At 75.1% G+C, this 20540-nt stretch carries 18 protein-coding genes; 9 read left to right on the top strand and 9 right to left on the bottom strand.

The window, feature by feature from the left end:
• Positions 1-7: 7 nt before the first annotated feature.
• Positions 8-352 (bottom strand): hypothetical protein, encoded by a 345-nt coding sequence (locus M4D82_RS03840; RefSeq protein WP_249764669.1) that lies wholly within the window; start codon positions 350-352, stop codon positions 8-10.
• A gap of 728 nt (positions 353-1080) precedes the next feature.
• Between M4D82_RS03840 and M4D82_RS03835 the strand changes: the two genes are divergently transcribed.
• The 5 genes from M4D82_RS03835 to M4D82_RS03815 all read left to right on the top strand — a co-directional run bounded on the left by M4D82_RS03835 (position 1081) and on the right by M4D82_RS03815 (position 5316).
• Positions 1081-2088, top strand: coding sequence for an NUDIX domain-containing protein (locus tag M4D82_RS03835; protein WP_249764668.1), 1008 nt, complete (start codon positions 1081-1083; stop codon positions 2086-2088).
• A gap of 68 nt (positions 2089-2156) precedes the next feature.
• A complete protein-coding gene (locus tag M4D82_RS03830; RefSeq protein ID WP_249764667.1) occupies positions 2157-2678 on the top strand; it encodes an SRPBCC domain-containing protein in 522 nt (173 codons plus the stop codon).
• 37 nt (positions 2679-2715) lie between these two features.
• Positions 2716-3462, top strand: a complete 747-nt coding sequence (locus tag M4D82_RS03825) for an SDR family oxidoreductase (protein WP_249764666.1) — start codon at positions 2716-2718, stop codon at positions 3460-3462.
• Between the two features lie 114 nt (positions 3463-3576).
• Positions 3577-4221: a hypothetical protein gene (locus tag M4D82_RS03820; RefSeq protein ID WP_249764665.1), complete on the top strand. Its 645-nt coding sequence runs from the start codon at positions 3577-3579 to the stop codon at positions 4219-4221.
• Positions 4222-4377: 156 nt separating this feature from the next.
• Complete coding sequence (locus M4D82_RS03815; RefSeq protein ID WP_249764664.1) at positions 4378-5316, top strand: class I SAM-dependent methyltransferase; 939 nt, start codon at positions 4378-4380, stop codon at positions 5314-5316.
• A 98-nt stretch (positions 5317-5414) separates the two neighbouring features.
• On the opposite strand, the gene M4D82_RS03810 is transcribed toward M4D82_RS03815, so the two are convergent.
• The gene (locus tag M4D82_RS03810) at positions 5415-6914 is read right to left on the bottom strand and encodes a DEAD/DEAH box helicase (RefSeq protein WP_502988867.1); all 1500 of its coding nucleotides are present in this window, start codon (positions 6912-6914) and stop codon (positions 5415-5417) included.
• A gap of 466 nt (positions 6915-7380) precedes the next feature.
• On the opposite strand from M4D82_RS03810, the gene M4D82_RS03805 reads away from it, so the two are divergent.
• Positions 7381-7587 carry a cold-shock protein gene (locus M4D82_RS03805; RefSeq protein ID WP_249764663.1) on the top strand — a complete coding sequence of 69 codons (207 nt, stop codon included), beginning with the start codon at positions 7381-7383 and terminating at the stop codon, positions 7585-7587.
• A gap of 84 nt (positions 7588-7671) precedes the next feature.
• On the opposite strand, the gene M4D82_RS03800 is transcribed toward M4D82_RS03805, so the two are convergent.
• The 3 genes from M4D82_RS03800 to M4D82_RS03790 all read right to left on the bottom strand — a co-directional run bounded on the left by M4D82_RS03800 (position 7672) and on the right by M4D82_RS03790 (position 9522).
• Positions 7672-7860 (bottom strand): ferredoxin, encoded by a 189-nt coding sequence (locus tag M4D82_RS03800; RefSeq protein WP_249764662.1) that lies wholly within the window; start codon positions 7858-7860, stop codon positions 7672-7674.
• Positions 7861-7865: 5 nt separating this feature from the next.
• Positions 7866-9053, bottom strand: a complete 1188-nt coding sequence (locus M4D82_RS03795; RefSeq protein WP_249764661.1) for a cytochrome P450 — start codon at positions 9051-9053, stop codon at positions 7866-7868.
• Positions 9054-9168: 115 nt separating this feature from the next.
• Positions 9169-9522, bottom strand: coding sequence for a thioredoxin family protein (locus tag M4D82_RS03790; RefSeq protein WP_249764660.1), 354 nt, complete (start codon positions 9520-9522; stop codon positions 9169-9171).
• Positions 9523-9614: 92 nt separating this feature from the next.
• Between M4D82_RS03790 and M4D82_RS03785 the strand changes: the two genes are divergently transcribed.
• The 3 genes from M4D82_RS03785 (at position 9615) to M4D82_RS03775 (ending at position 11713) form a co-directional block, all read left to right on the top strand.
• Complete coding sequence (locus M4D82_RS03785; protein ID WP_249764659.1) at positions 9615-9884, top strand: hypothetical protein; 270 nt, start codon at positions 9615-9617, stop codon at positions 9882-9884.
• 170 nt (positions 9885-10054) lie between these two features.
• Positions 10055-10411, top strand: a complete 357-nt coding sequence (locus tag M4D82_RS03780; protein WP_249764658.1) for a YciI family protein — start codon at positions 10055-10057, stop codon at positions 10409-10411.
• A gap of 54 nt (positions 10412-10465) precedes the next feature.
• On the top strand, positions 10466-11713 hold the full coding sequence (locus M4D82_RS03775) for an RNA polymerase sigma factor (RefSeq protein WP_502988866.1): 1248 nt from the start codon (positions 10466-10468) through the stop codon (positions 11711-11713).
• Here the strand turns inward: M4D82_RS03775 and M4D82_RS03770 are convergent.
• The 4 genes from M4D82_RS03770 to M4D82_RS34250 all read right to left on the bottom strand — a co-directional run bounded on the left by M4D82_RS03770 (position 11703) and on the right by M4D82_RS34250 (position 17486).
• Positions 11703-13190 (bottom strand): condensation domain-containing protein, encoded by a 1488-nt coding sequence (locus M4D82_RS03770; RefSeq protein ID WP_249764656.1) that lies wholly within the window; start codon positions 13188-13190, stop codon positions 11703-11705. The genes M4D82_RS03775 and M4D82_RS03770 overlap by 11 nt on opposite strands.
• A gap of 134 nt (positions 13191-13324) precedes the next feature.
• Positions 13325-14314 (bottom strand): ABC transporter ATP-binding protein, encoded by a 990-nt coding sequence (locus M4D82_RS03765; RefSeq protein ID WP_502988865.1) that lies wholly within the window; start codon positions 14312-14314, stop codon positions 13325-13327.
• Positions 14311-17109 carry a hypothetical protein gene (locus M4D82_RS03760; RefSeq protein WP_249764655.1) on the bottom strand — a complete coding sequence of 933 codons (2799 nt, stop codon included), beginning with the start codon at positions 17107-17109 and terminating at the stop codon, positions 14311-14313. The genes M4D82_RS03765 and M4D82_RS03760 overlap by 4 nt, the downstream gene beginning before the upstream one ends.
• Positions 17106-17486 (bottom strand): FtsX-like permease family protein, encoded by a 381-nt coding sequence (locus M4D82_RS34250; protein WP_349637040.1) that lies wholly within the window; start codon positions 17484-17486, stop codon positions 17106-17108. Before M4D82_RS34250 ends, M4D82_RS03760 begins: the two co-directional genes overlap by 4 nt.
• Positions 17487-20540 lie beyond the last annotated feature (3054 nt).

The raw sequence follows: 20540 nt of genomic DNA, 5'->3' as shown, positions 1-20540 counted from the left end.
CCACCCCTCAGCGGCACAGGGCGACGATGGACGGGTGGACCGTCCCGTGCGCCGCTCGGCACAGGGCGGCCATGTCGTACGAACGCCCCGGCGCCGGGCGGGTCTCGGTGCGTACGGGTTTGCGCGTGCGCGGCTTCACGGCCGAGGCGGGGGCGCGGTGCTTCGGCGGGGCGGGCCGGGCCTTGGTGCCTCCGGGCCGGGCCGGCCGGTGGGGCCGCTCCGGGGCCGTCCGGCGCGGCGGGCGGGCGTCGTCGGGCTCGGGCGCCGCTTCGGGGGCGTCGGGGGCGTCGGGGCCGCCCGCCTCGGCGGGCTCCGCCGGCCGCACGGCATCTGGCGCCGGTCCCAACGGCATCCCCCGCACCGGGGATTGGCGCGGAGCCTCGGCGGGTGAAGGTGGCGCCGAAGGCGGCGGGGTCGGGCGTACGGTCACGCACCCGGCGGCCAGCGCCAGTCCGGCGAGGAGCAGCGGAAGGCGGAGGAACAGGCGTAGGAGTAAGCGGAGTTGGACCGGCTGGACCCGGCGACGCGACGGCATCCGACCACCCTGCCGCACGGCGGCCCCCCGGGCGCGCGCGATCACACGGACGGGTGAGGACCCGGAGCGCGGCGCGCGTCAGGAACCGCAGGTCACGCGGTCGCGCGGGGTGAGGCGGGTCGGCGTCGTCTCCCGCTTGACCCCTTGACCGCCCGTGGCGGCGGCCTCGCCCGTACGGGCCGTCGTACCCTCCCGCGTCAGCGCGCCCTCAGGGGCTGGCGGGCTTCGGCCGCCCTCGGCCGGTCCCCCCGGCTGCCTGCCGCCGACGTCGACACCGCAGACCTTCGCGCCCGCCGCCGTGTCCTCCCGGCCAGGAGCTCGGCGTCTCTCCTGGGCCGATCACGTGGTCGGACCAGAGACTTTCACACCGCCGGTCCGCGTCACGGACGCTATCAAGATCGACATAACCAGGTAATAAGGACCCACAGGCAGGTATGGCGAAGGCAAAGCGGATCCGCGTGAGCCGCCCCCCGGTCGCGTAACCGCGAGGTCGCGCCCGCGGTTGCACACACGGCGGGTCCACGCACGGTGAACGGAGTTTCCGAATGTCGCAGCTGACCGACGACCCCGGGCGCGCGGGCACCTGGATGACCCCGGCGGAGTACGGGGCCTCCCGCGCCGCCCTGTGGACCGGCGCGGTCGTCCTCGTCACCGACCCCCACGGCCGGATCCTCCTCCAGAGCGTCGACTACCGCGCCGAGCGGCTCCTGCCCGGCGGCGCCGTCGACGCCGGCGAGTCCCCCTCGGCCGCCGCCGCCCGCGAGATGCGCGAGGAACTCGGCGTCGACGGCCACTACCCGCGCGGCCTCGCCGTCGACTGGATCCCCGCCGACACCCCCGCCTTCCCGCCCGAGACCCGCTTCCCCGGCGAGATCCTCCACGTCTACGACGGCGGCACCTGGACCGCCGAGCGCATCCGCGCGATCCGCCTGCCCGACCAGGAGGTCACCGGCATCGAGTTCGCCGAGCCCGCCGACCTGCCCGCCCTCATGGACCCCGGCTGTGCCCGCCGGGCCCTGTCCGCCCTGCGCGCCCGGATCAACGGAGCCGGCCCCGCCCTGCTGGAAGACGGCCGCCCCACCGCCCCCACCGCCCTCGACCGGCTCGGCGTCCTGCGCACCCGCCGCGTCCCCGAACACGGCACCTGGCACCCCGGCCCCGTCCCCGCCCACCTGCCCGTACGCACCCACTCCGGCTGGCTCTTCGCCCCCGACGGCCGGGTCCTGCTGCTCATCGCCCACGCCACCGGCGCCGCCCACCTGCCCACCGCCGCCGACGGCCCGCGCGCCGGCGCCCTCCCGCTCGGCTACCGCGCCACCGGTCACGGCGCCCTGGCCCGTACCGCCGCCCGGCTCCCCGCCCCCGCCACCGGTTCCGACCCGGCGTACGCGCGACTGCTGGCCACCCCGGAACAGGTGCGCGAGCTCAGCGACTGGGGCCCCGCCGGCGCCGAAGAGGTCGCCTGCGTCCACGCCGCCCGCGCCCGCCTCGGCCTGCCCCTCGCCCCCCGGACCCCGCCCACCGAACTCCCGGAGCGCGGCCTCGGCTGGTGACACCCGTACCGGGCCCCTCGGCCCGGCCAATCCGGCGTGCGCGACGGCCCGTCCCTCAGCATGGGGCCATGACCGACACCGTGATCGACTACACCCTCTACATCCAGGCCGACCCGGACCGCGTCTGGCAGGCCCTGACCGAGCCCGCCTTCACCCGACGCTACTGGGGGGTGAGCTTCGAGACGGACTGGGCCGTGGGCGCGCCGATGGACTGGATCGAACGCGGCGCCCGCACCAGCGACCCCGCGCAGGTCGTCCTCGACTGCGTCGCGGACCGTCGGCTCTCCTACACCTGGCACACCTTCACCCCCGAGTGGGCCGCCGCCGTCGGGATCGACGAGGAACTGCGCGCCGAACTGGCGCGCGCACCGCGCACGAAGGTGACGTACGAGATCGAACCGGTCGGCGACACCCTCGCCCGGCTCACCATCCGCCACGAGGGCTTCACCCCCGGCGGCCCCCTCATCGCCCTGTGCGCCCAGGCCTGGCCCCGCCTCGCCTCCAGCCTCAAGACCCTGCTGGAGACCGGCGCCCCGCTGCCCGAGCCGGGCCCCGACCCCCGTCCCGAGGACCCCGACACCCCTCTGTGATCATGGTGAGCCGGCACGAACACAGGAGCGTTTTGACATGACACGTGACCAGGAGCCGGCGCCCCGCCGGGTCGTCATCACCGCGGCCGGACGTGACTTCGGACGGACCCTCGCCCTCGGCTTCGCCGCCAGGGGCGACGAGGTGTACCTCTCCGCCCGCACCCGGGAGGCGGCCGAACGTGTCCGCGCGGAGATCATCGCCCAGGGCCACGACGCCGACCGCGTCCACGCCTTCGCCTGCGAGCTGACGGACCCGGCGTCGGTGCGCGCGTTCGCCGCAGAGGTCGCGGACCGTACGGGCCACATCGACGTGCTGCTGAACAACGGCGCCCGCTACCGGCACGGCACGGACCTGCTGTCCGCCTCAGACGAGGACGTCGTCGACACCATCGCCTCCGGGGCCACCGGAACCGTCCTGGTCACCAAGGCGTTCCTCCCGCTGCTCCTGGAATCGCGGCGGCCGGACATCGTGACCATGGTCTCGGGCTGCGGGGAGCGCGGAAACCACCGCTCCGACGCGCACGACTCCTTCTACGCCGCCAAGAGCGCCCAGGCCGGCTTCACCGAGATCCTCTCCCGCCGGCTGCGCGGGCAGGGGGTCCGGGTGATCTCCCTCTACCCGCCGGACTTCGACAACCACGACCCGCTGTCGGAGGCCTGGACCGGCGCCCCGCGCACCGCGAAGGACCCGCTCACCTCGCAGTCGCTGCTGGACTGCGTGTTCTTCGCCGTCGGGCAGCCCCGGGACTGCTTCATCAAGTCCTTCCACTTCGAGCAGGTCTGAGCCGGGAGGCGCTCTCGACCCCCGATCGACCCCCGATCGCACTCCGCCGGACATCCGTCCCGGACCCCACCCCGGGGCACCACCCGTTCACCCCCGTCGTGTGCAATGGACGGCATGGGGACACGTGAGCACCAGACGAGCCGGGCGCCGGGGGGCGGTCGGGGCGGCCCGGCGTACCCGGCCGCGGGGCAGGCCCTGATATCCGCCCCGCAGCCACCCGCCCCGCGGCCGCCGGGTGCCGGTGCGGGCGTCGAGGTCGTCCGCCGGGCCGCCGCCGAGCCCGTCGCGGTGGTGGAAGCGCCCGCGCCCGACCGCTGGCGCTACGCCCGCCACCTGGAGCGCCTCGCCACCGTCGCGGGCGTCGCCGGGGAGGTGGGCGAGGCCGCGGCGGTGGCCGCCGTGCTGCGCGACCCCGACCCGGTGATGGCCGAGAGCGCGGTCGTCACGCACCTCGACCGCCGGGCGCTGCGGCTGCTGCCCGGGGCGGAGTTCTCCGACTGGGCCCGCGCCCTGGGCCCCGTACTCGACGGCAGGGAGTTCCCGGCCCGCCGGCTGCGCGAATGGAGCCTCCTGCGGGCCATCGCCGCCGGCGCCCCGTGGTCCCCGGCCGCACTGACCGCCGCCTCCGACTGGTGCCAGCGCACCGCCGCCCAGACGCTCGCCGCCCCGGACGCGCTGGCCCTGCTCGCCGCCTCCGCGCGCACCCGCCGCGTACGCAACACCGCGGCCCAGCGGCTGCGCCGGCGCGCGCCGAACTGACGGCCCCCCGCGCAGGGGTGGAGGGCGGAGCGGGCGGAAGCGGAGGCATCGGTGTCGAACAAGTCTCGTCACACTGCCGTGTGAGGGCTTATGGTCTGCATACCCGGCCGGGTATCAGCGTTGAACCGATGCCATTCCGCTGGAGGATGACTCTCCGTGTCGCACGTTTCACAGGCTCCCGTCACCACCCCCGACATCGAGCCTGCACCGCCCTCGCCCAGCACGTTCGCCGACGTCAAGGGCTGGTTCTCGGCGTATGACCAGGTGCTCTTCGACTGGTTCCTCGCGCGCCAGAACCAGTCCCCGGACACCACCGGCGACCTGCTGGAGCTCGGCGCGTTCATGGGCAAGAGCGCCATCTTCCTGGCCGGATACCTGCGCGACGGCGAGGAGTTCACCGTCGTCGACCTGTTCGACTCGCCCGCGCCCGACGACTTCAACCTGGCGGAGATGCGGGACTCCTACCCCACCCTCACCCGGCGCGGCTTCGAGACGAACTACCTGACCTTCCACGAGGCCCTGCCCACGGTCATCCAGGCCCCGACCTCCGTCGTCGCCGACCGGGTGCGCCCCGCGAGCTGCCGCTTCGTCCACATCGACGCCTCGCACCTCCACGAGCACGTCGTGCAGGACATCGCCTCCTCGCGCGTGGTCGCCGCGCCGGACGCCGTGGTCGTCTTCGACGACTACCGCTCCGCCCACTGCCCCGGCGTCGCCGCCGCCGTCTGGGCCGCCGTGGCCACGGGGGGACTGCGCCTGATCGCCGTCTCCGCCTCGAAGCTGTACGCGACCTGGGGCGACCCGGCGCCCCACCAGGCGGCGCTGCTGGCCTGGCTGGAGGGCCGTACCGACCTGTGGCACGGGGTGGACATCATCGACGGTCACCCGCTGGTGCGCATCGGCGACGAGGGCGTGACGGCCCCGCCCGCGCCGCGGCCGCTGCGCGCCCCCGTCGCACCGGAGCCCGTCCCGGCGCCGGTCCCCGCCCGAAGCCGCCGGTCCGGCCGGGGCGCGGTGGCGCCGGCTGGCCAGGACCTGCTGCCGCCGCTGGTCACCCGCGCGATCGTCACCGCCCGGCGCCGCCGCCGGGCCTGAGCCCCGGGCGTACGCGACGAGCGCCGGCCCCGTTCCGGGGGACCGGCGCTCGTCGCGTACGGCTGCCGCTTCGCGGGGGCCCGTAGGGCCTCGCGCGCCTACAGGCCCTTGCGGACGCGGGCCGCGCGGCGGGCTTCCGCCGCCTGCCGTGCCTCGATGGTCTTGCGGGACTCCTTGCCCCGGCCGGTGCGGCCGGGACGGGTGCCCAGACCCCGGAAGCCCAGCTCCGTACCGCTGGGCCGCCCCTTGGCGTCGGTGGCCGCGGCCCCGGCCAGCGGGACGCCCGAGGGGGCCTTGGCGCCGGTGATGCGGCTGAGCGCCGCCTCGCCGGAGCGCACCTGGGTGATCGTCGGCCGGATCTTCGCGTCGGCCATCAGGCGCACCATGTCACGGCGCTGGTTGGGGGTGACCAGGGTGACGACCTTGCCGGACTCGCCCGCGCGGGCGGTGCGGCCACCCCGGTGCAGGTAGTCCTTGCTGTCCGCCGGCGGGTCGACGTTGACGACGAGGTCGAGTTCGTCGACGTGGATGCCGCGCGCGGCCACGTTCGTCGCGACCAGGACCGTGACCAGGCCGTCCTTGAACTGCCCGAGGGTGCGGGTGCGCTGCGGCTGGGACTTGCCGCTGTGCAGCCCCTCCGCCCGTACGCCCATCGCCCGCAGGTGCTTCACGAACTGGTCCACGCCGTGCTTGGTGTCCAGGAACATGATCACCCGGCCCTCGCGGGCCGCGATCTCGGTCGCCGCCGAGACCTTGTCGGCCGCGTGGATGTGCAGCACGTGGTGGTCCATGGTGGCGACCGCGGCGGACTGCGGGTCCACCGAGTGCGAGACCGGGTCCTTCAGGTAGCGGCGCACGAGCTGGTCGACGTTGCGGTCCAGGGTCGCCGAGAACAGCATCCGCTGTCCGGCGTGGTGCGTCCGGTCGAGGATCTCGGTGACCTGCGGCATGAAGCCCATGTCGCACATCTGGTCGGCCTCGTCGAGGACGGTGATCCGTACCCGCTCCAGGTGCACGTCGCGCCGGCCGACCAGGTCGCCGAGCCGGCCCGGCGTGGCCACGACGACCTCCGCGCCGGTGCGCAGTGCCCCCGTCTGGCGGCCGATCGACAGCCCGCCGACGACGGTGGCCATGCGCAGCCCCAGCGCTTGGGCGTAGGGGTCCAGCGCCTCCGTCACCTGCTGCGCCAGCTCGCGCGTCGGGACGAGGACCAGCGCGAGCGGCCGCTTCGGGTCGGCCTTCTGCCCGGCGGTGCGCGCCAGCAGGGCCAGCCCGAACGCCAGGGTCTTGCCCGAGCCGGTACGGCCGCGGCCGAGGATGTCACGGCCGGCGAGGGAGTTGGGAAGGGTGGCCGCCTGGATGGGGAAGGGCTCCCGCACCCCCAGGTCGGTCATCGTCGTCACCAGCTCGGGGGGCAGGCCGAGCTCCTCGAAGGCCGTGACCGGCGGCAGCGCCGGGGTGCCGGCCTTGGGCATGGCGAACTCGCCCTGGGGCCCGAGGGTCCGGGGGGCCTTGCCGGCGCCCTTGGCGCCCGGCCTGGAGCCTGCCTTCGCTGCGGCCTTGATGCCGAAACGCCCATGAGGTGACGGGTTCTTCATGCAGAACCTTCCGTGAGGAGTGCACACGCGGCATGCGGACGCGGCGCGGACGGGGCCGTGAACGGCGACAACGGCGACGAGCCGGGGCCCGTACCCCTCGGTACGGGCCCCGGCTCGTCGTACGCGTCCGCACCGGGCGCATGCGCCCCGCGCTTCAAGTTTCCCGGCCATTTTACCAGTCGGCTCCGCTCCGCTCCGCTCGGCGACGGCGCCTACGGGGCGACGGGCCCCAGCTCCCCGGTCCGGAGGCGGGCCAGGTGCGCGCGGACCTCGACCGTCGCGCGGGCGAACCACCACCGCCCGGACGGGCCACCCCGACTGCCTGGGCTGCCGGATCTCCGGGCGCGGTCATGTGTTCGATGCGCCCCGGTTGGCCGCGCCCGGCGTGTGGTCCGTGGGACGGGCGGGCAGTATCGAGACGGCTGCGCATGCGGCCCGAGCGGAACGTTGAGAAGGATCGGCACCGATGGCAACTGGCACTGTGAAGTGGTTCAACGCGGACAAGGGCTTCGGCTTCATCCAGCAGGACGACGGCGGCCCGGACGTGTTCGTCCACTTCTCCGCCATCCAGGGGACCGGCTTCAAGGAGCTCCCTGAAGGCGCGAAGGTCGAATTCGACGTCGTCCAGGGCAACAAGGGGCCCCAGGCCGAGAACGTGGTGCCGCGCGACTGAGGCAGCGCACGAGCCCATCCGCTGAGCCCCCACCCGTCGTCCGGGTGGGGGCTCACGCGCGATGCGGGGCGAGTGGCGGCGGCCTCACTCCAAGGAGATCGCCGACACCGGGCAGGCGCGCGCGGCCTCCCGCAGCAGGGGAGCGCCCTGCCCGTCCTCCCCACCGGGCAGTACCTCCCCGAAACCGTCGTCGTCCTGCGTGAAGACCGCGGGCGCCGTCAGCGCGCACTGACCCGCCCCGATGCAGCGGTCCCGGTCCACGGAGATCCGCACGCCGCTCACCACGCCACGGGCAGTTCGAGCATGCCCTGGATGGTGTCCCCGGGTTTGAAGGGGATCCGCTCGGGGTCCGCCGCCAGCCGCAGCCCCGGGAACCGGTCGAAGAGCGACCCGAGGGCGATCTCCATCTCGGCGCGGGCCAGGTTCTGGCCGAGGCACTGGTGGATGCCGAAGCCGAAGGCCAGGTGGTGGCGGGTCGGCCGGTTCCAGTCCAGGGTGTCGGGCTCCTCGAACACCGCCTCGTCGCGGTTGATCACTGACGTCGAGAAGACCACCCCGTCGTCCGCGCGGATCGTGACCCCGGCGATCTCGATGTCCCGCGTGGCCACGCGCAGCAGGCCGTCGGCGATCGACAGGAACCGCATCAGCTCCTCCACCACGTCCGGCATCAGCGTCGGGTCGGCGCGCAGCTCGGCCAGCCGCTCGGGGTGTCGCAGCAGGGTGAAGGCCCCCAGCGAGATCATGTTCGCCGTCGTCTCGTGGCCCGCCACCAGCAGGATCAGGGCCAGCGCCACCACCTCGGCGACGTCGCACTCGCCGGTCTCCAGGCGCGTCGCGATCAGCTCGTCGAGCAGCCCCTCGCCCGGCTCGGCGCGCTTGCGCCGGATCAGCTCCTCCAGGTAGGCGTCCAGCGCGGCCCGCGCCGCCTCGACGTCCGCGAGCTCCGGGCCGCGCAGCAGCCGCCGCGACTGGCCCTCGAAGAACTCGTGGTCCTCGTACGGGACCCCGAGCAGGTCGCAGATGACCATCGAGGGCACCGGCAGGGCGAAGGCGCCGACGAGTTCGGCCCCCGGGCCGTCGGCCGCCATCGCGTCGAGGAGCCGGTCCACGGTCTGCCGGATGCGCGGCCGCAGGGCCGCCGTCCGCTTCAGCGTGAAGCTCGGGATGAGCATGCGCCGCTGCGCGTTGTGCTCCGGGTCGTCCACCCCGAGGAGCGCGGCCCGGCGGAAGCGGAGCCCCTGCAGGCGCTTGCTGATGGCCGGGAAGGCCTGGTTGGCGCGATCGCTCGACAGTCGCCCGTCGGCGAGCAGGGCGCGCGCCTCGGCGTGACCGGTGACCGCCCACACGGGGCGGCCGTCGAAGAGGGTGACCCGGGAGAGGGGCCGTTCCTCCCGGAGGGGCCGGTAGGCGGCCGGCGGGTGGTAGGGGCAGGTTCGGTCCTGGGGGAAGGCAACGGCTTCGGGCATGACAAGCACCTCACAAGCGATGGTTCGTCCGTGTCGCCGAATCCATTACATGCCTAAGGCACCTATCCCACCTATGTCAGTTTCGGCCGGCCTGCCCGGGTTCACCCGCCCGGCTTCAGGAGGCCGGCTCCACGTGCGCGTCGAGGAAGGCGCGGAACCCCTCGCGCGTCAGCGGCCCCTCGTGACGCGCCACCACCTCGTCCGCGCCCCGCAGCAGGAGCACGGTCGGGGCGCCCGTGACCTCGTAGCGGCGGGTGGCGGCGGGGCAGCGGGTGATGTCGGCGCGCACGGCCGTCAGCCGGGTCCCGTACTCCTCGGCCAGCTCGGCGAGGAGGGCGTCCATCACACGGCCGGTTTCCATCGCCTTGGGCCAGCTGCCGGTGAAGTGGACGAGGACCGGACCCTCGATCATGCCGAGGACGAAGTCGAACTCCCGGTCCTCCAGCGGTCGGTGTACCTGCCGGCCCATGCGTGGCGCTCCTCGTGTCGTTGCCTGCCGTGACGGCCAGCGTAGGCGGTCCGCGCCCGGTCGTTGTCAGTGCCGCCTGTGAAGCTGTGACCATGGACGACAGGATGCCGCCGCGCCGGGTCTACGGCGCCGACCACGACGATCCCGACCCGGGCCCCCGCCCCGGCCACGCCTACGGCGAGCTCGTCGGCGGCCCCCTCGACGGGCTCCTCCTCGACGTCACGGGCTGGAGCGCGCCCCGGCTGGCCGAAGAGGCGCGCCTGCCCACCGAGATAGGCCGCTACGGCCCCGGCGGCCGAGCCCACTACCGCCGCCGCCCTACGGATCCCCACCGCTGGGACTGGACGGGTGACAGCCGCTAGGGGGTGTCTTTCGGATCAGGCCGGATCGGGCTCCGTCGGGCGCGTCCGGTGGCGGCCTGCGGAGATTTCCCCGAAGAATCTTTGCGGACCTGTCGATCCCGGCGTCTCCCGTTCGACGTACGGGTGAGGAGCGGGGGAAGGGCCCCCGCCCTCACGACCGAGGAGTCACCATGCCGCGCTTCATGACGCTGATCCGCATCGACGAGCGGAACCTGCCGCCCGAGACCTTCCCGCCGGACTTCGAGCAGCGAGTGGGCGCCCTGCTGGAGGAGATGACCAAGGCCGGGGTCATGCTCGACACCGCCGGGCTGCGCCCCACCGCCGAAGGAACCCGTATCACCTGGTCCGGCGGTAGGTCGAGCTTCACCGACGGGCCCTTCACCGAGACCAAGGAGGTCGTCGGCGGCTACGCCCTGCTCCAGTGCAAGGACAAGGCCGAGGCCGTCGAGTGGACCCGGCGCTTCCTGGAGACCCACCCCGAGTCCTGGCACGTCGGAGCCGAGGTCCGGCAGGTCGACGGGGGCTGAGCCCGCACCGCCCGGCGCCGCGTTTGCCCCGTCCCGACACGGCTGATCTGATGGGTGGCCGTGACGGCAGCGAGTACGGCCCAGGCGGTCGAAGCGGTGTTCAGGATCGAGTCCGCGCGGATCATCGCCGCCGTGACGCGGATCGTGCGGGACGTGGGCATCGCCGAGGAGATCGCGCAGGACGCCCTCGTCGCCGCCCTGGAACAGTGGCCCGAAGCGGGCGTCCCCGACCGGCCCGGGGCCTGGCTGATGACCACCGCCAGGAACCGGGCCGTCGACCTCGTCCGCCGCGAGGAGACCTACGCCCGCAAACTCGCCGAGGTCGGCCGCGCCCTGGAGGACGCCCCGCCCCCCGAGCCCGCCGACCCGGACGACATCGACGACGACCTGCTGCGGCTCATCTTCACCGCCTGCCATCCGGTCCTCGCCACCGAGGGCCGCGTCGCCCTGACCCTGCGCCTGGTCGGCGGGCTGACCACCCAGGAGATCGCCCGCGCCTTCCTGACGAGCGAGCCGACCGTCGCCCAGCGCATCGTCCGCGCGAAGCGGGCCCTGGCCAAGGCCGGCGTGCCCTACGAGGTCCCGTACGGCGCCGACCGCGAGGCGCGGCTCGCCTCCGTCCTGGAGGTGATCTACCTCGTCTTCAACGAGGGCTACTCCGCCACCGCCGGCGACGACCTCCTGCGCCCCGCCCTGTGCGAGGACGCCCTGCGCCTGGCCCGGCTGCTGACCGCCCTGGTGCCGGGGGAACCCGAGGCCCACGGCCTGTGCGCGCTCCTGGAGTTCCAGGCCTCGCGCACCGCCACCCGTACCGGCCCCGACGGCGAACCGGTCCTCCTCGCCGACCAGAACCGCACCCGGTGGAACCGGATGCTCATCCGGCGCGGCGTCGAAGCGCTGCGGCGCGCCGGCACCGGGCCGTACTCCCTCCAGGCCGCCATCGCCGGCTGCCACGCCACCGCCGTCCGCTACGAGGACACCGACTGGGCCGCGATCGCCGCCCTCTACGGGAGCCTCGCCCGACTGGCGCCCTCACCGGTCGTCGAGTTGAACCGGGCGGTCGCGATCTCCATGGCCGAGGGCCCCGAGGCGGCCCTGCCCTTGGTCGACGCCCTCGTCGCCGAAGGCGCGCTGCGCTCCTACCACCTGTTGCCGAGCGTACGGGGCGACCTGCTGGAGCGGCTCGGGCGGCCGGTAGAGGCGCGGGCCGAGTTCGAACGGGCGGCCTCCCTCACCCGCAACGCCCGCGAACGCGACCTGCTGCTGACCCGCGCCGCCGCCCTCGCGGGGCTCACCCCCTGACGGCCTCCTGCCGCTCCCGGGTACGACGCGGCAGCGGCAGCGCGACCGGCCGGCGGAAACCACCCGAGCGGGCGATGGCGCGCACCGTCTGCCGCAACGCCTCCTGGAAGTCGCCCATCGTGCGGCGGGCCGCCGCCGTGTCCACATAGATCGAGTTCATGTGCAGGCCGTCGGTGTCCCGCTGGAACCAGGAACAGGCGCCGTTCGCCCGCGCCGACCACACGTGCGTGGTGGGCCGCCACTCGTCGTGGTGCTCGGCGCCCGGACACTTGCGCATGTCCAGATACGAGAAGAAGTTCACCGGATACGGCCAGGAACGGGCCGCGAACTGCTCCGGCGCCAGCAACTCCCACGCCCGCACGAACGGCACGTCGATGTGCCGGATCATCTCCCCGAACCCGGCCCGCACCGAGGTCATGACCTGCGCGAAGTCCCGGCCCGGGGAGGCGTCGAACTCGATCGGCATGGTGTTGACGAACCAGCCCACCGCATCGTTCCACGCACCGCGCCCCCGCTCGCTGACCGGCATGAACCCCCGGTAGACGCCCGGCCCGCCCGCGTCGCGCAGACAGACGGCGACCGAACCGAGCACCCCCATGAACGGCTTGGCGTCGACCTCCAGGCACGCCTTCTCGAACACCTCCGCCTCGGCGGCGTCCAGGAGGGTGGAGGCCTCGTTGACGATCGGGTACATGCGGTCCGGCTCCACGCCCAGGTCGAGCGGGAAGCGCGGGAAGAACTCCCCGTTGCGCCCGATGAAGGACTTCCAGTAGTCCAGACGCCCGTCGGCGACCTCGATGGACAGGTAGCGGCGCCGCTGCTCCTCGGCGAAGTCCAGATAGCTGGGGGCGACGCGGGGCAGCGCGGGCCGCTCCCCGCGCACCAGGGCCTCGTACTCGGTGCGCACCTCGCGGACGACGATCGGCATCGACATGCCGTCGCACACGATGTGGTCGAAGGCCAGGTAGACGGACGCGGAGTCGGGGCGCAGGACCGCGCCCATCGTGAACAGCGGCCACGACAGGGTGTCGATGCTGCGCCGGAAGCGCTCCACCAGGAAGTCGCGCAGCGCGTCGGCGGCGTCGAAGGTGGCCACGTACGTCGGCTCCAGGGCGAGTTCGGCGGCGTCCAAGGGCTCGCACGCCACCTCGCCGGCCAGCCGCCGGAACTCGCACCGCAGCACCTCGTGTCGCCGGACCAGACCCAGCAGCGCCTGCGCGAGGGCCGCTTCGTCGAGCGGGCCCTCGACCTCGAAGGTGACGGCGAGCCAGGACGCGACCGGGTCGCCGGCCCCGCGGCTCTCCTCGGCGACGGTGAAGTGCTTGTCCTGGTTGAAGGAGGCCCTCCTGCCCGCCCCCTCGGGCCGCTCCCGGTCGCCGGCGCCGGTTCGGGCGGCGACCGCGGCCGTGGACCGCAGCCTCCACTCGACTACGCGTCCCGGCTCCAGGTGGTGCATGTCCAGAGGAAACTGCCGCATTCCGTCATCCCTTCGCCCCCCGAGTCAACCCCGAGCGCCTAACGACACCCGCACCACGGAAGTGACGCCCCCGCGGAAGTGACGCCGACGCCGCCGGCGCCCGTCGCGGCGGTGGACGGAGGTTCACCGGCGGATCAACGCGCGGTCGACCGATCCGGCCCCCCGGCGGCGTCCACGTCGTCGGGGCGGACCTCGATGTGGTCGGCGGCCAGGTCGACGGCGACGCGGTGCTCCATGCCGAGCGCCTCCAGGAACTTGTGCGGCAGTTGCACGCGACCGGTGCGGTCCAACATCACGTACTCGCGCTCGCTGATCGACTCCGTGCCGTCCTCGTCGGTGACGGTGCGGCGCAGCACCTCACTGCTGGTGCGACCGTCGCGGATGGCCACCGTACGGCGCACCTCGCCCGCCACCATCGGGTCGTGGGTGACGATCACCACGGTCGCGCCCAGCTCCCGGTTCACCGTACGGAACGCCTCGAAGACGGCCTCACCGGTCTCGGAGTCCAGCTCACCGGTCGGCTCGTCCGCGAGCAGCACCGCCGGGTCGTTGGCCATGGCCACGGCGATGGCGACGCGCTGTTGCTGACCGCCGGAGAGCTGGTCGGGGCGACGGCCGGCCAGCGCCCCGATCTCCAGCGCCTCCAACAGCCGCTCCACGCGCGCCGCCCGCCGCGCGGCCGCGCCCCGTCGTCCGCCGCCCTTCAACCGCATCGGCAGGGCGACGTTCTGGGCGGCGGTCAGGAACGGCAGCAGGTTGCGGGCGGTCTGCTGCCAGACGAAGCCGACCGCCTCACGGCGGTAGCGCAGCCGGTCCTTGGCGGACATCTCCAGCAGGTCGTAGCCGCCGACGGTGGCCCGGCCGGCCGTGGGCACGTCCAGGCCGGCCAGGATGTTCAGCAGCGTCGACTTGCCGCTGCCGGACGCGCCGACCAGCGCCACCAGATCACCCCGCGCCACGGTCAGTTCGAGGCCCTGGAGCGCCTGCACCTCCACCCCGGCCGTGCTGAAGATCCGCACCAGCCGGTCGCAGACGATGGCGGCGTCGGCGGCCCGATCCCGCGGCCCGGCCGCCGCCAGCGCTTGGCGCCGCAGCTCCTCGTAGGTGGGCGCTTCGGTGTTCACCGTTGGTCTCCCGCTCTCAACTCGGTGGTGATCTGACGTCGGCCCGACAGCGCCGCCTCCGCGAGCACGGCCACGGTCACCAGGGCGGCCAGGCCCAGCGCCTGCGTGAGCACCGGTTCCACCGTGAACCGCACCCCGACCGGCACGCCGGAGCCGACCAGCGACGACAGGTTCACGGACGGGCCGAGCAGCAGCACCGCGCCGGCGGCGACCACGCCGCCCCCGACGGCGGCGACCAGTGCCTGCGGCAGGGACTCCGCGACGATCAGCGCCACACCCTGCCGGGGCCGCAGCCCCATCGTGCGCAGCCGCGCCAACAGGGCGGCCCGGTCCGGGCCCGTACGCGCCAACGTGAGCAGCACGGCCAGTACCGCGAAGCCGGCCGCGCCCGCCAGCGAGGACCAGAACAGCCGCTCCGCCGAGGCCTGGAGCGGGTCCGAGGCGAACGCCGAGGCGACCCCCGCGCTCGTACGGACGAGGTGGCGCTCGGCGGTCCCGTCCGGCGCGGAGGCCTTCAGCAGCTGCTCCAGCCGGCCCTGATCCACCGAGCCGAGGGCGAACCAGTGGGTCGGTTCGGCCCCCTTGAACATCCGGGCGGTGGCCGGCCCGGCGGGCAGCACCACGATGGCCGCCCCGTCACCCGACAGCAGGGGGGAGCCCTTGACGACCCCGACCGACTTCGCCCGCAGCTCCTCGCCGTTGCCCAGCCGCAGCCGGTGGGTCCCATCGGGGCCCTGACCGGCCGGCTCCTTGCCGAACAGCGCGGGCACGGGGGCGTCGGCGCCGGTCTCCCCGCCCGACAGGGCCGCCGGGTCGATCCGCCCGCGTCCCAGGGCCCGCGCCAGTTCGGCGTAGCGCGCGGGGTCGGCCACGATCACCGTGGCCTGGGCGGGACCCCGGTCGGTGCCGAAGACGAACGCCTCGTGGTCCATCCACACCCCGAGGGAGGTCCGTACGCCCGCAAGCGCGCCCGCCGCCTCCACGAATCCCTTCGGCAGGCCGGCGCCGGGCGGCGCCGCGACCCGGGCGTCGCCGCCGACATCGGCCCGCGCGACCGTCAGCCGGGCGGACTCCACGGAGGTCAGGACGGTGGCCCCGAAACCGCCCGTGGTCACCGCCAACAGCAGCGCGATCAGCGGCAGTACGGGCGGACGCGCGCGCTCTCCCGCACCCCGGGCCGCCCGCGCGAGCCCCAGGAAACCGATCAACCCGGTACGCCGCCGCGCCGCCCGGGACAGCGCCCCGACGAGCACCGGCAGCACGCGGGCCAGCAGCAGGGCCCCGGTCAGCGCGAGCAGCAGCGGCGCGGCGACCAGCAGCGGGTCCAGGTCCGCGCCCGGCGGCGCCACGCCCCGGCGGCGGACCTGGAGCACGGCCGCCACCGTCGCGGCCAGGACCAGCAGTTCGGCCACGAGCCGCCGCCGGGGCGCGGGGCCACGTACGGGCGAGACCAGCACGAAGGCCCGTACGGGAAGGGCCAGAAGGGCCACGAGCGTGACGGCGGCCGCGGCGAGCACCCCGGGCAGCAGGCGCGGGGTCGGCAGGAGGGCGACGGGCAACCAGGCCGCGAGCAGCGCGGCGGGCAGCACCGTGACGGCGTTCTCGGCCAGCACCCGGCGGACGATCCCGGCGCGGGAGCCGCCCCGGGCGCGCAGCAGCCGCAGTTCGGCCTCACGGCGGGCCCCCGTGAGGGCCGCGGCCAGGCAGAACACGACGAGGGCCACCCCGGCGAGCCCGGCCGGACCGATCGCGGCGAGCGGCGCCGCGGCCTGCCGGCGGGCCTGGGCCTCCTTGAACAGCCTCGGCAGCTCCGAGAGGATCCGCAGGTCCACGCGCCCGGCGTCGCGGGCCAGTTCGGACGCGGTCGGGCCGGCCACGTAGGCGGCGACCTCGTCGGCGACGGCCGGCAGCCGGTCGGCGCGCAGTACCTCGGTGTCCACCGGGATCCGCCAGAAGTCCACGGCGCCCGTTCCCCACGGGCCGATCCGGTCCAGCGCGTCGGGTCCCACCAGAGCGGAGGTGGACCAGCCCGGACCGACGGGGTGGCAGGCCCGGGTGGGGCAGAGCAGCCCGGTCCAGTAGGCGTCGTCCGGATCGTCGGCGGTGTACAGGCCGACGATCTCCGCCTCCAGCCGGCCGGCGACGTCCGGGAAGGCCTGGAGGACGGTGCCCACCTTCACCCCGTAGGTGTCGGCCGCGCTCTGGGACAGCGCCACCGGTACGGGCCCGTCGGCGGAACCGCCGCTCGGCCAGCGGCCGGCGACCAGGCGGGCGTGGGAGGTGACCTCGGGCAGGAACAGCAGCTGGAGGGTGGGCGGGATCTCGTTGGGCCGGGGGAGTCCCGGGTTGGACAGCGGCCGCGGCTTGTTGCCCGTCGTGCCGTGGACGGGGCCGTCGGGGGCCACGGAGAAGGCGGCGGTCGCGATGCGGGCGCGCAGCGTGGCCAGGGTGGAGTCCAGCCCCGCGGCGGTGCGCGGGCCGGTCTTCACGTCCGCGCGGGCGTAGAGGCTGGTGCCGCCCGGACCGGCCGTGCGCAGGTGGGAGCGCAGGGCCTGGTCGGCGCCCCGGTCCAGGGCCCGGGGCAGGGCGGCGGCGAGCAGGACGGAGACGAACGCGAGGAGCGCGGCGAGCGCGGCGGCCCAGGGCGCGGCCCGCAACCGCGTCCGCACCCAGCCGGCGTCGCGCCGGCCGCCGGGGGTACCCGGCGGTCGGCGGTCGGTGGGGCGGTCGGTGGGGCCGTCGGCGGGGCGGTCGGCGCGGCGGTCGTTCGCGTCGCCGGTGGACGGGCCGGTCACATCTCCTCCACGTGGCGCAGCCGCGCGGCCACATCTCGTCTTCCGCGACCGCCCAGCGCGGCCGACAACAGCGGCAGCGCCGCGATGGCGAGGGCCAACAGCAGCGTCCGCGTAGCGGGCAGGTCGACCAGCACCTCGGGCACCGGACGCCGGGCGCCCGCGTCGAGCACCACCAGCGGGACGATCAGGTGCGTGACGGCCACGCCCAAGGCGATCCCCACGGCCGTCCCGAGGCCCACGAGCAACCCGCTCTCGGCGGCCGTCGTGCGGCCGAGGCCGCCGCGGTCCGCGCCCAGCGCGAGGAGGATCGCGTACGCGCGGCCACGCTCGCGGGCGGCCGCCGCCGCCGAGGCGGCGAACCCGATGGCCGCCAGCACCGCGCAGGCCACGGCCAGCGCGGCCAGGGCCGCCTGCGGGCGGCGCTCAGGGGGTCGTCCAGCAGGGCGGCGGCCATCTCCTCGCGCAGCACCAGCTGTTGCCGGCCGGCCGCCGCCCGCAGCTCGGCCGCCGCCCGCGCCGGCAGCGGATCGTCCGCCGATGTCGCGGGGAGCCACCACTCGTCGGGCGGCGGCAGGTCGTGGCCCTCCTTCGCCGCGACGATCCGAGCGGCGACGCCAAGGTCCACCGCCACCGCCGTGTCACCGACCACCGGCAGCGATCCGACGGCCGCCGTGATCCGCACCGGGACGGTGTCGACGCCGAGGCGGATCGGCACCAGGTCGCCCACCGCCGAGCCGATGGCCTTCAGGTAGGCGTGGGTGGCCAGGCCCGGTATCTCGGACGCGGGCGCCCCGGCGGTGGTCAGGGCGAGCTGGTAGCCGCCCGCGGTGGGGGAGCCGGCGCGGTACGCGAGGCGCAGCAGCGCCCCGCCGTCCCGCGCCTCGGGTGGGGGCAGGGTGGCGGCCGGGCCGCCGTCGGGGAGCGGCGTGGGAGACAGGTACCAGGGCGGTGCCGACGCCTCCACGGGCACGGCGGCTCCGTCCGCGGCCTCGGCCACCGACACGCGGTGCAGGGTGAGTTCGGCATCGATCGGATCGCTGGAGCCGCCCCCGCCGATCGTCGGGATCGAAGCCCCGTAGGTCACGGCGATCCCGGCGATGTCCAGCGGGGCGGCGGCGGATCCCAGCGGTGCGCCGGTCAGGGCGGCGAGGTCCACCGCGACGGTGCCCCGGCCGCTTTCGGGCAGCGCGCGCGTCGGGGAGCGGTAGGTGACGCCGTGCCGGTCGCGCAGCAGCAGGGAGACGGACGGGACGCCGCTCGACAGGGGGGCCCGTACGCTCACGTCGAGGTCGACGCGGCGAGGCTGCCCCGGGAGGGCGATGCCGGCCGGGCGGGAGCCGTCCGCGAGCGGGGTGAACAGCCCCTCCATCGAGCGTCCTTCGCGCAGGTCGGCCCGGAGCGGCACCCGCCGCGCGAAGGTCGGGGCGTCCACGGCGAGCAGGTCGCCCTTGGCGCCGCCGGGCAGGTCTTGCACGGTACGGATCACCGGGGTGACGCGCTCGCCGCCGGGCAGGGCCGCGTACCGTCCGCCCCGACCGAGGGGTGGCAGGTCGCTGCCGGTGATCCGTAGTCCGCCGGCGGTGGCGAAGTCGGCCTGGTCGCGCTGGGAGGCCGTCCAGGCGGTGTGGTGGCCGAGGGCGAGGACGCCGCCGGCGACCGCGAGCACCAGCAGCAGGACCGGACCGTTGGCCCGGCCCGGTCGGCGCGCGAGCTGCCATCCGACGAGCGCCGGCCCGAGGCCGCGACCCCGCGCGGCGATCCGCCCGCCGAGGCGGGCGACGAAGGGCAGCAGCCGCAGCACCAGGAGGTGCCCGCGCACAGCGCCAGCGTCGGCGCCGCCACCAGCACCGGGTCCACCCGAGCCCGCCGCCGGGGCCCGCGTCGCCGTCGCCGCTGTACGCGGAGAGCTGACGGTAGGCGACGACGGCCAGCGCCACCAGCGCCAGGTCGGCGCCGGAGCGGACCGCGCCCGACACCACCGCCCGCCGGCGCCCGGTCAGCCGCAGGCCGGCGGCGCCGGCCCCGCGCAGCAGGGTGGGCAGCGCCGTCAACAGGACGCACGCCAGGGCGAGAAGCGCGGCGACGGGCCACAGCAGCCGGCTCGCAGGCGCCTCGAACGGAACCCGCGCGAGCGGTCCCACGCCTGTGATCAGGCGGAGCAGGGCGGGGGCGAGGAGCGGGGCGAGGACGGCCGCCGGGAGGGCGAGGAGCAGGGACTCCGCCGCGGAGAGCAGGCCGAGCCGGCGCCGGGAGGCCCCGCGCGCGGTGAGCAACACCCGCTCGGGTTCCTGCCGTTCCCTCAGCAGGTGGGCGACGAGCAGCAGCGCGGCCGAGGCGAGGACCGCCAGTTGGAGCGCGCCGACCAGCAGGGTGGAGCGGGCCACCCGCTGGGCCGCCCGCAAGTCGTTCAGGAACCGGGGAAGTTCGGTGGTGACGGTGAAGCCGGAGGGCGTTTTGGCGTCGTTGGACGCGCGCACGCGCAGGGCCTCCACCTCGGCCGGTCGGGCCGCGGAGAGGTCGGGGGTCAGCAGCGCGGCGCGACCGTTCTGCGGCACACCGCCCACCGTGAAGACGGAGTCGTCGACGAGCAGGGGGCCGTAGGTGGTGAAGGCGCCGATCTGCACCTCCCGCCCACCGAGCGGGTCGAGCCGCCAGTACGGTGCCTCGGGCTCCGTCGCCCGGTACACGCCGGTGACGAGGACCGTCAGCGGGGGGCCGCCGTAGCGGTCCTCCAGCCGTACTTCGGCGGGCAGGGCCGGCGCGGTCAACCCGAGCCGCCGCAGGGCCGCCTGGGGAACGGCGACCGGTACCCGGGCGGGGCCCGGTCCCACGGCCTCGGGCCAGCTGCCCGCGAGGAGTTGGACGCGGTCGCGGGCCAGACCGACGAGTACGGTCAGGTCGGCGTCCTTGCCGGGCGGGCGCGCGCCGGGGAGCCCGTACGAACGGCTGCGCGGGGCCGTCTCGACACCGGCCGGCAGCGGGCCGAACAGCCCGGCGGCGAAAGCCCGTACGGCCGCGTCGTCCTCGGCGCGGGCGCTCGTGCCGTGCTCGGCGGTCAGCAGCACGCCGGTGCGCGTGGCCCCGGCGTCGGTGAGCGCGCGGCGCAGGCCCGCGTCACCGACGGTGCGGGTGAACGCGAGCAGCGCGGTCAACGCGGTGGTCGTGATGAGTACGGTGAGCAGCACGGCGACGGCGAGCGGCAAGCGCCCGCGCAGCCGGCGCACGACGAAGCCGAGCATGTGCCAGTTCCCCCCTTCCGGGACCAGGGGTCCCGGATAGCGGACGATGCTGTCAGATTCGGGCGTGTTGTGGAAGGTACTTGCGTGATTGATGCGACAGATGCGCAAAATCGGTCACGACGGTACGAGCGTGCCCGGCGGCGCCCTCCCACGGCGCGGCCGACGGCGGAGCCGGGGGGAACCCACCATGAC

Origin of the sequence: Streptomyces sp. RerS4 (genome assembly GCF_023515955.1) — a bacterium.
GTDB lineage: Bacteria > Actinomycetota > Actinomycetes > Streptomycetales > Streptomycetaceae > Streptomyces.
Note: the sequence above shows the minus strand (reverse complement) of the source record. Positions and strands in the feature narration are given on the sequence as shown.

Excerpts from the sequence above, each read along its gene's own strand:
- M4D82_RS03795 (WP_249764661.1), bottom strand. The coding sequence starts at position 9,053 with ATGCCCGAAGCCGTTGCCTTCCCCCAGGACCGAACCTGCCCCTACCAC.
- M4D82_RS03835 (WP_249764668.1), top strand. The coding sequence starts at position 1,081 with ATGTCGCAGCTGACCGACGACCCCGGGCGCGCGGGCACCTGGATGACC.
- M4D82_RS03820 (WP_249764665.1), top strand. The coding sequence starts at position 3,577 with ATGGGGACACGTGAGCACCAGACGAGCCGGGCGCCGGGGGGCGGTCGG.
- M4D82_RS03825 (WP_249764666.1), top strand. The coding sequence starts at position 2,716 with ATGACACGTGACCAGGAGCCGGCGCCCCGCCGGGTCGTCATCACCGCG.
- M4D82_RS03810 (WP_502988867.1), bottom strand. The coding sequence starts at position 6,914 with ATGAAGAACCCGTCACCTCATGGGCGTTTCGGCATCAAGGCCGCAGCG.
- M4D82_RS03770 (WP_249764656.1), bottom strand. The coding sequence starts at position 13,190 with ATGCGGCAGTTTCCTCTGGACATGCACCACCTGGAGCCGGGACGCGTA.
- M4D82_RS03785 (WP_249764659.1), top strand. The coding sequence starts at position 9,615 with ATGGACGACAGGATGCCGCCGCGCCGGGTCTACGGCGCCGACCACGAC.
- M4D82_RS03830 (WP_249764667.1), top strand. The coding sequence starts at position 2,157 with ATGACCGACACCGTGATCGACTACACCCTCTACATCCAGGCCGACCCG.
- M4D82_RS03790 (WP_249764660.1), bottom strand. The coding sequence starts at position 9,522 with ATGGGCCGGCAGGTACACCGACCGCTGGAGGACCGGGAGTTCGACTTC.
- M4D82_RS03805 (WP_249764663.1), top strand. The coding sequence starts at position 7,381 with ATGGCAACTGGCACTGTGAAGTGGTTCAACGCGGACAAGGGCTTCGGC.
- M4D82_RS03840 (WP_249764669.1), bottom strand. The coding sequence starts at position 352 with ATGCCGTTGGGACCGGCGCCAGATGCCGTGCGGCCGGCGGAGCCCGCC.
- M4D82_RS03780 (WP_249764658.1), top strand. The coding sequence starts at position 10,055 with ATGCCGCGCTTCATGACGCTGATCCGCATCGACGAGCGGAACCTGCCG.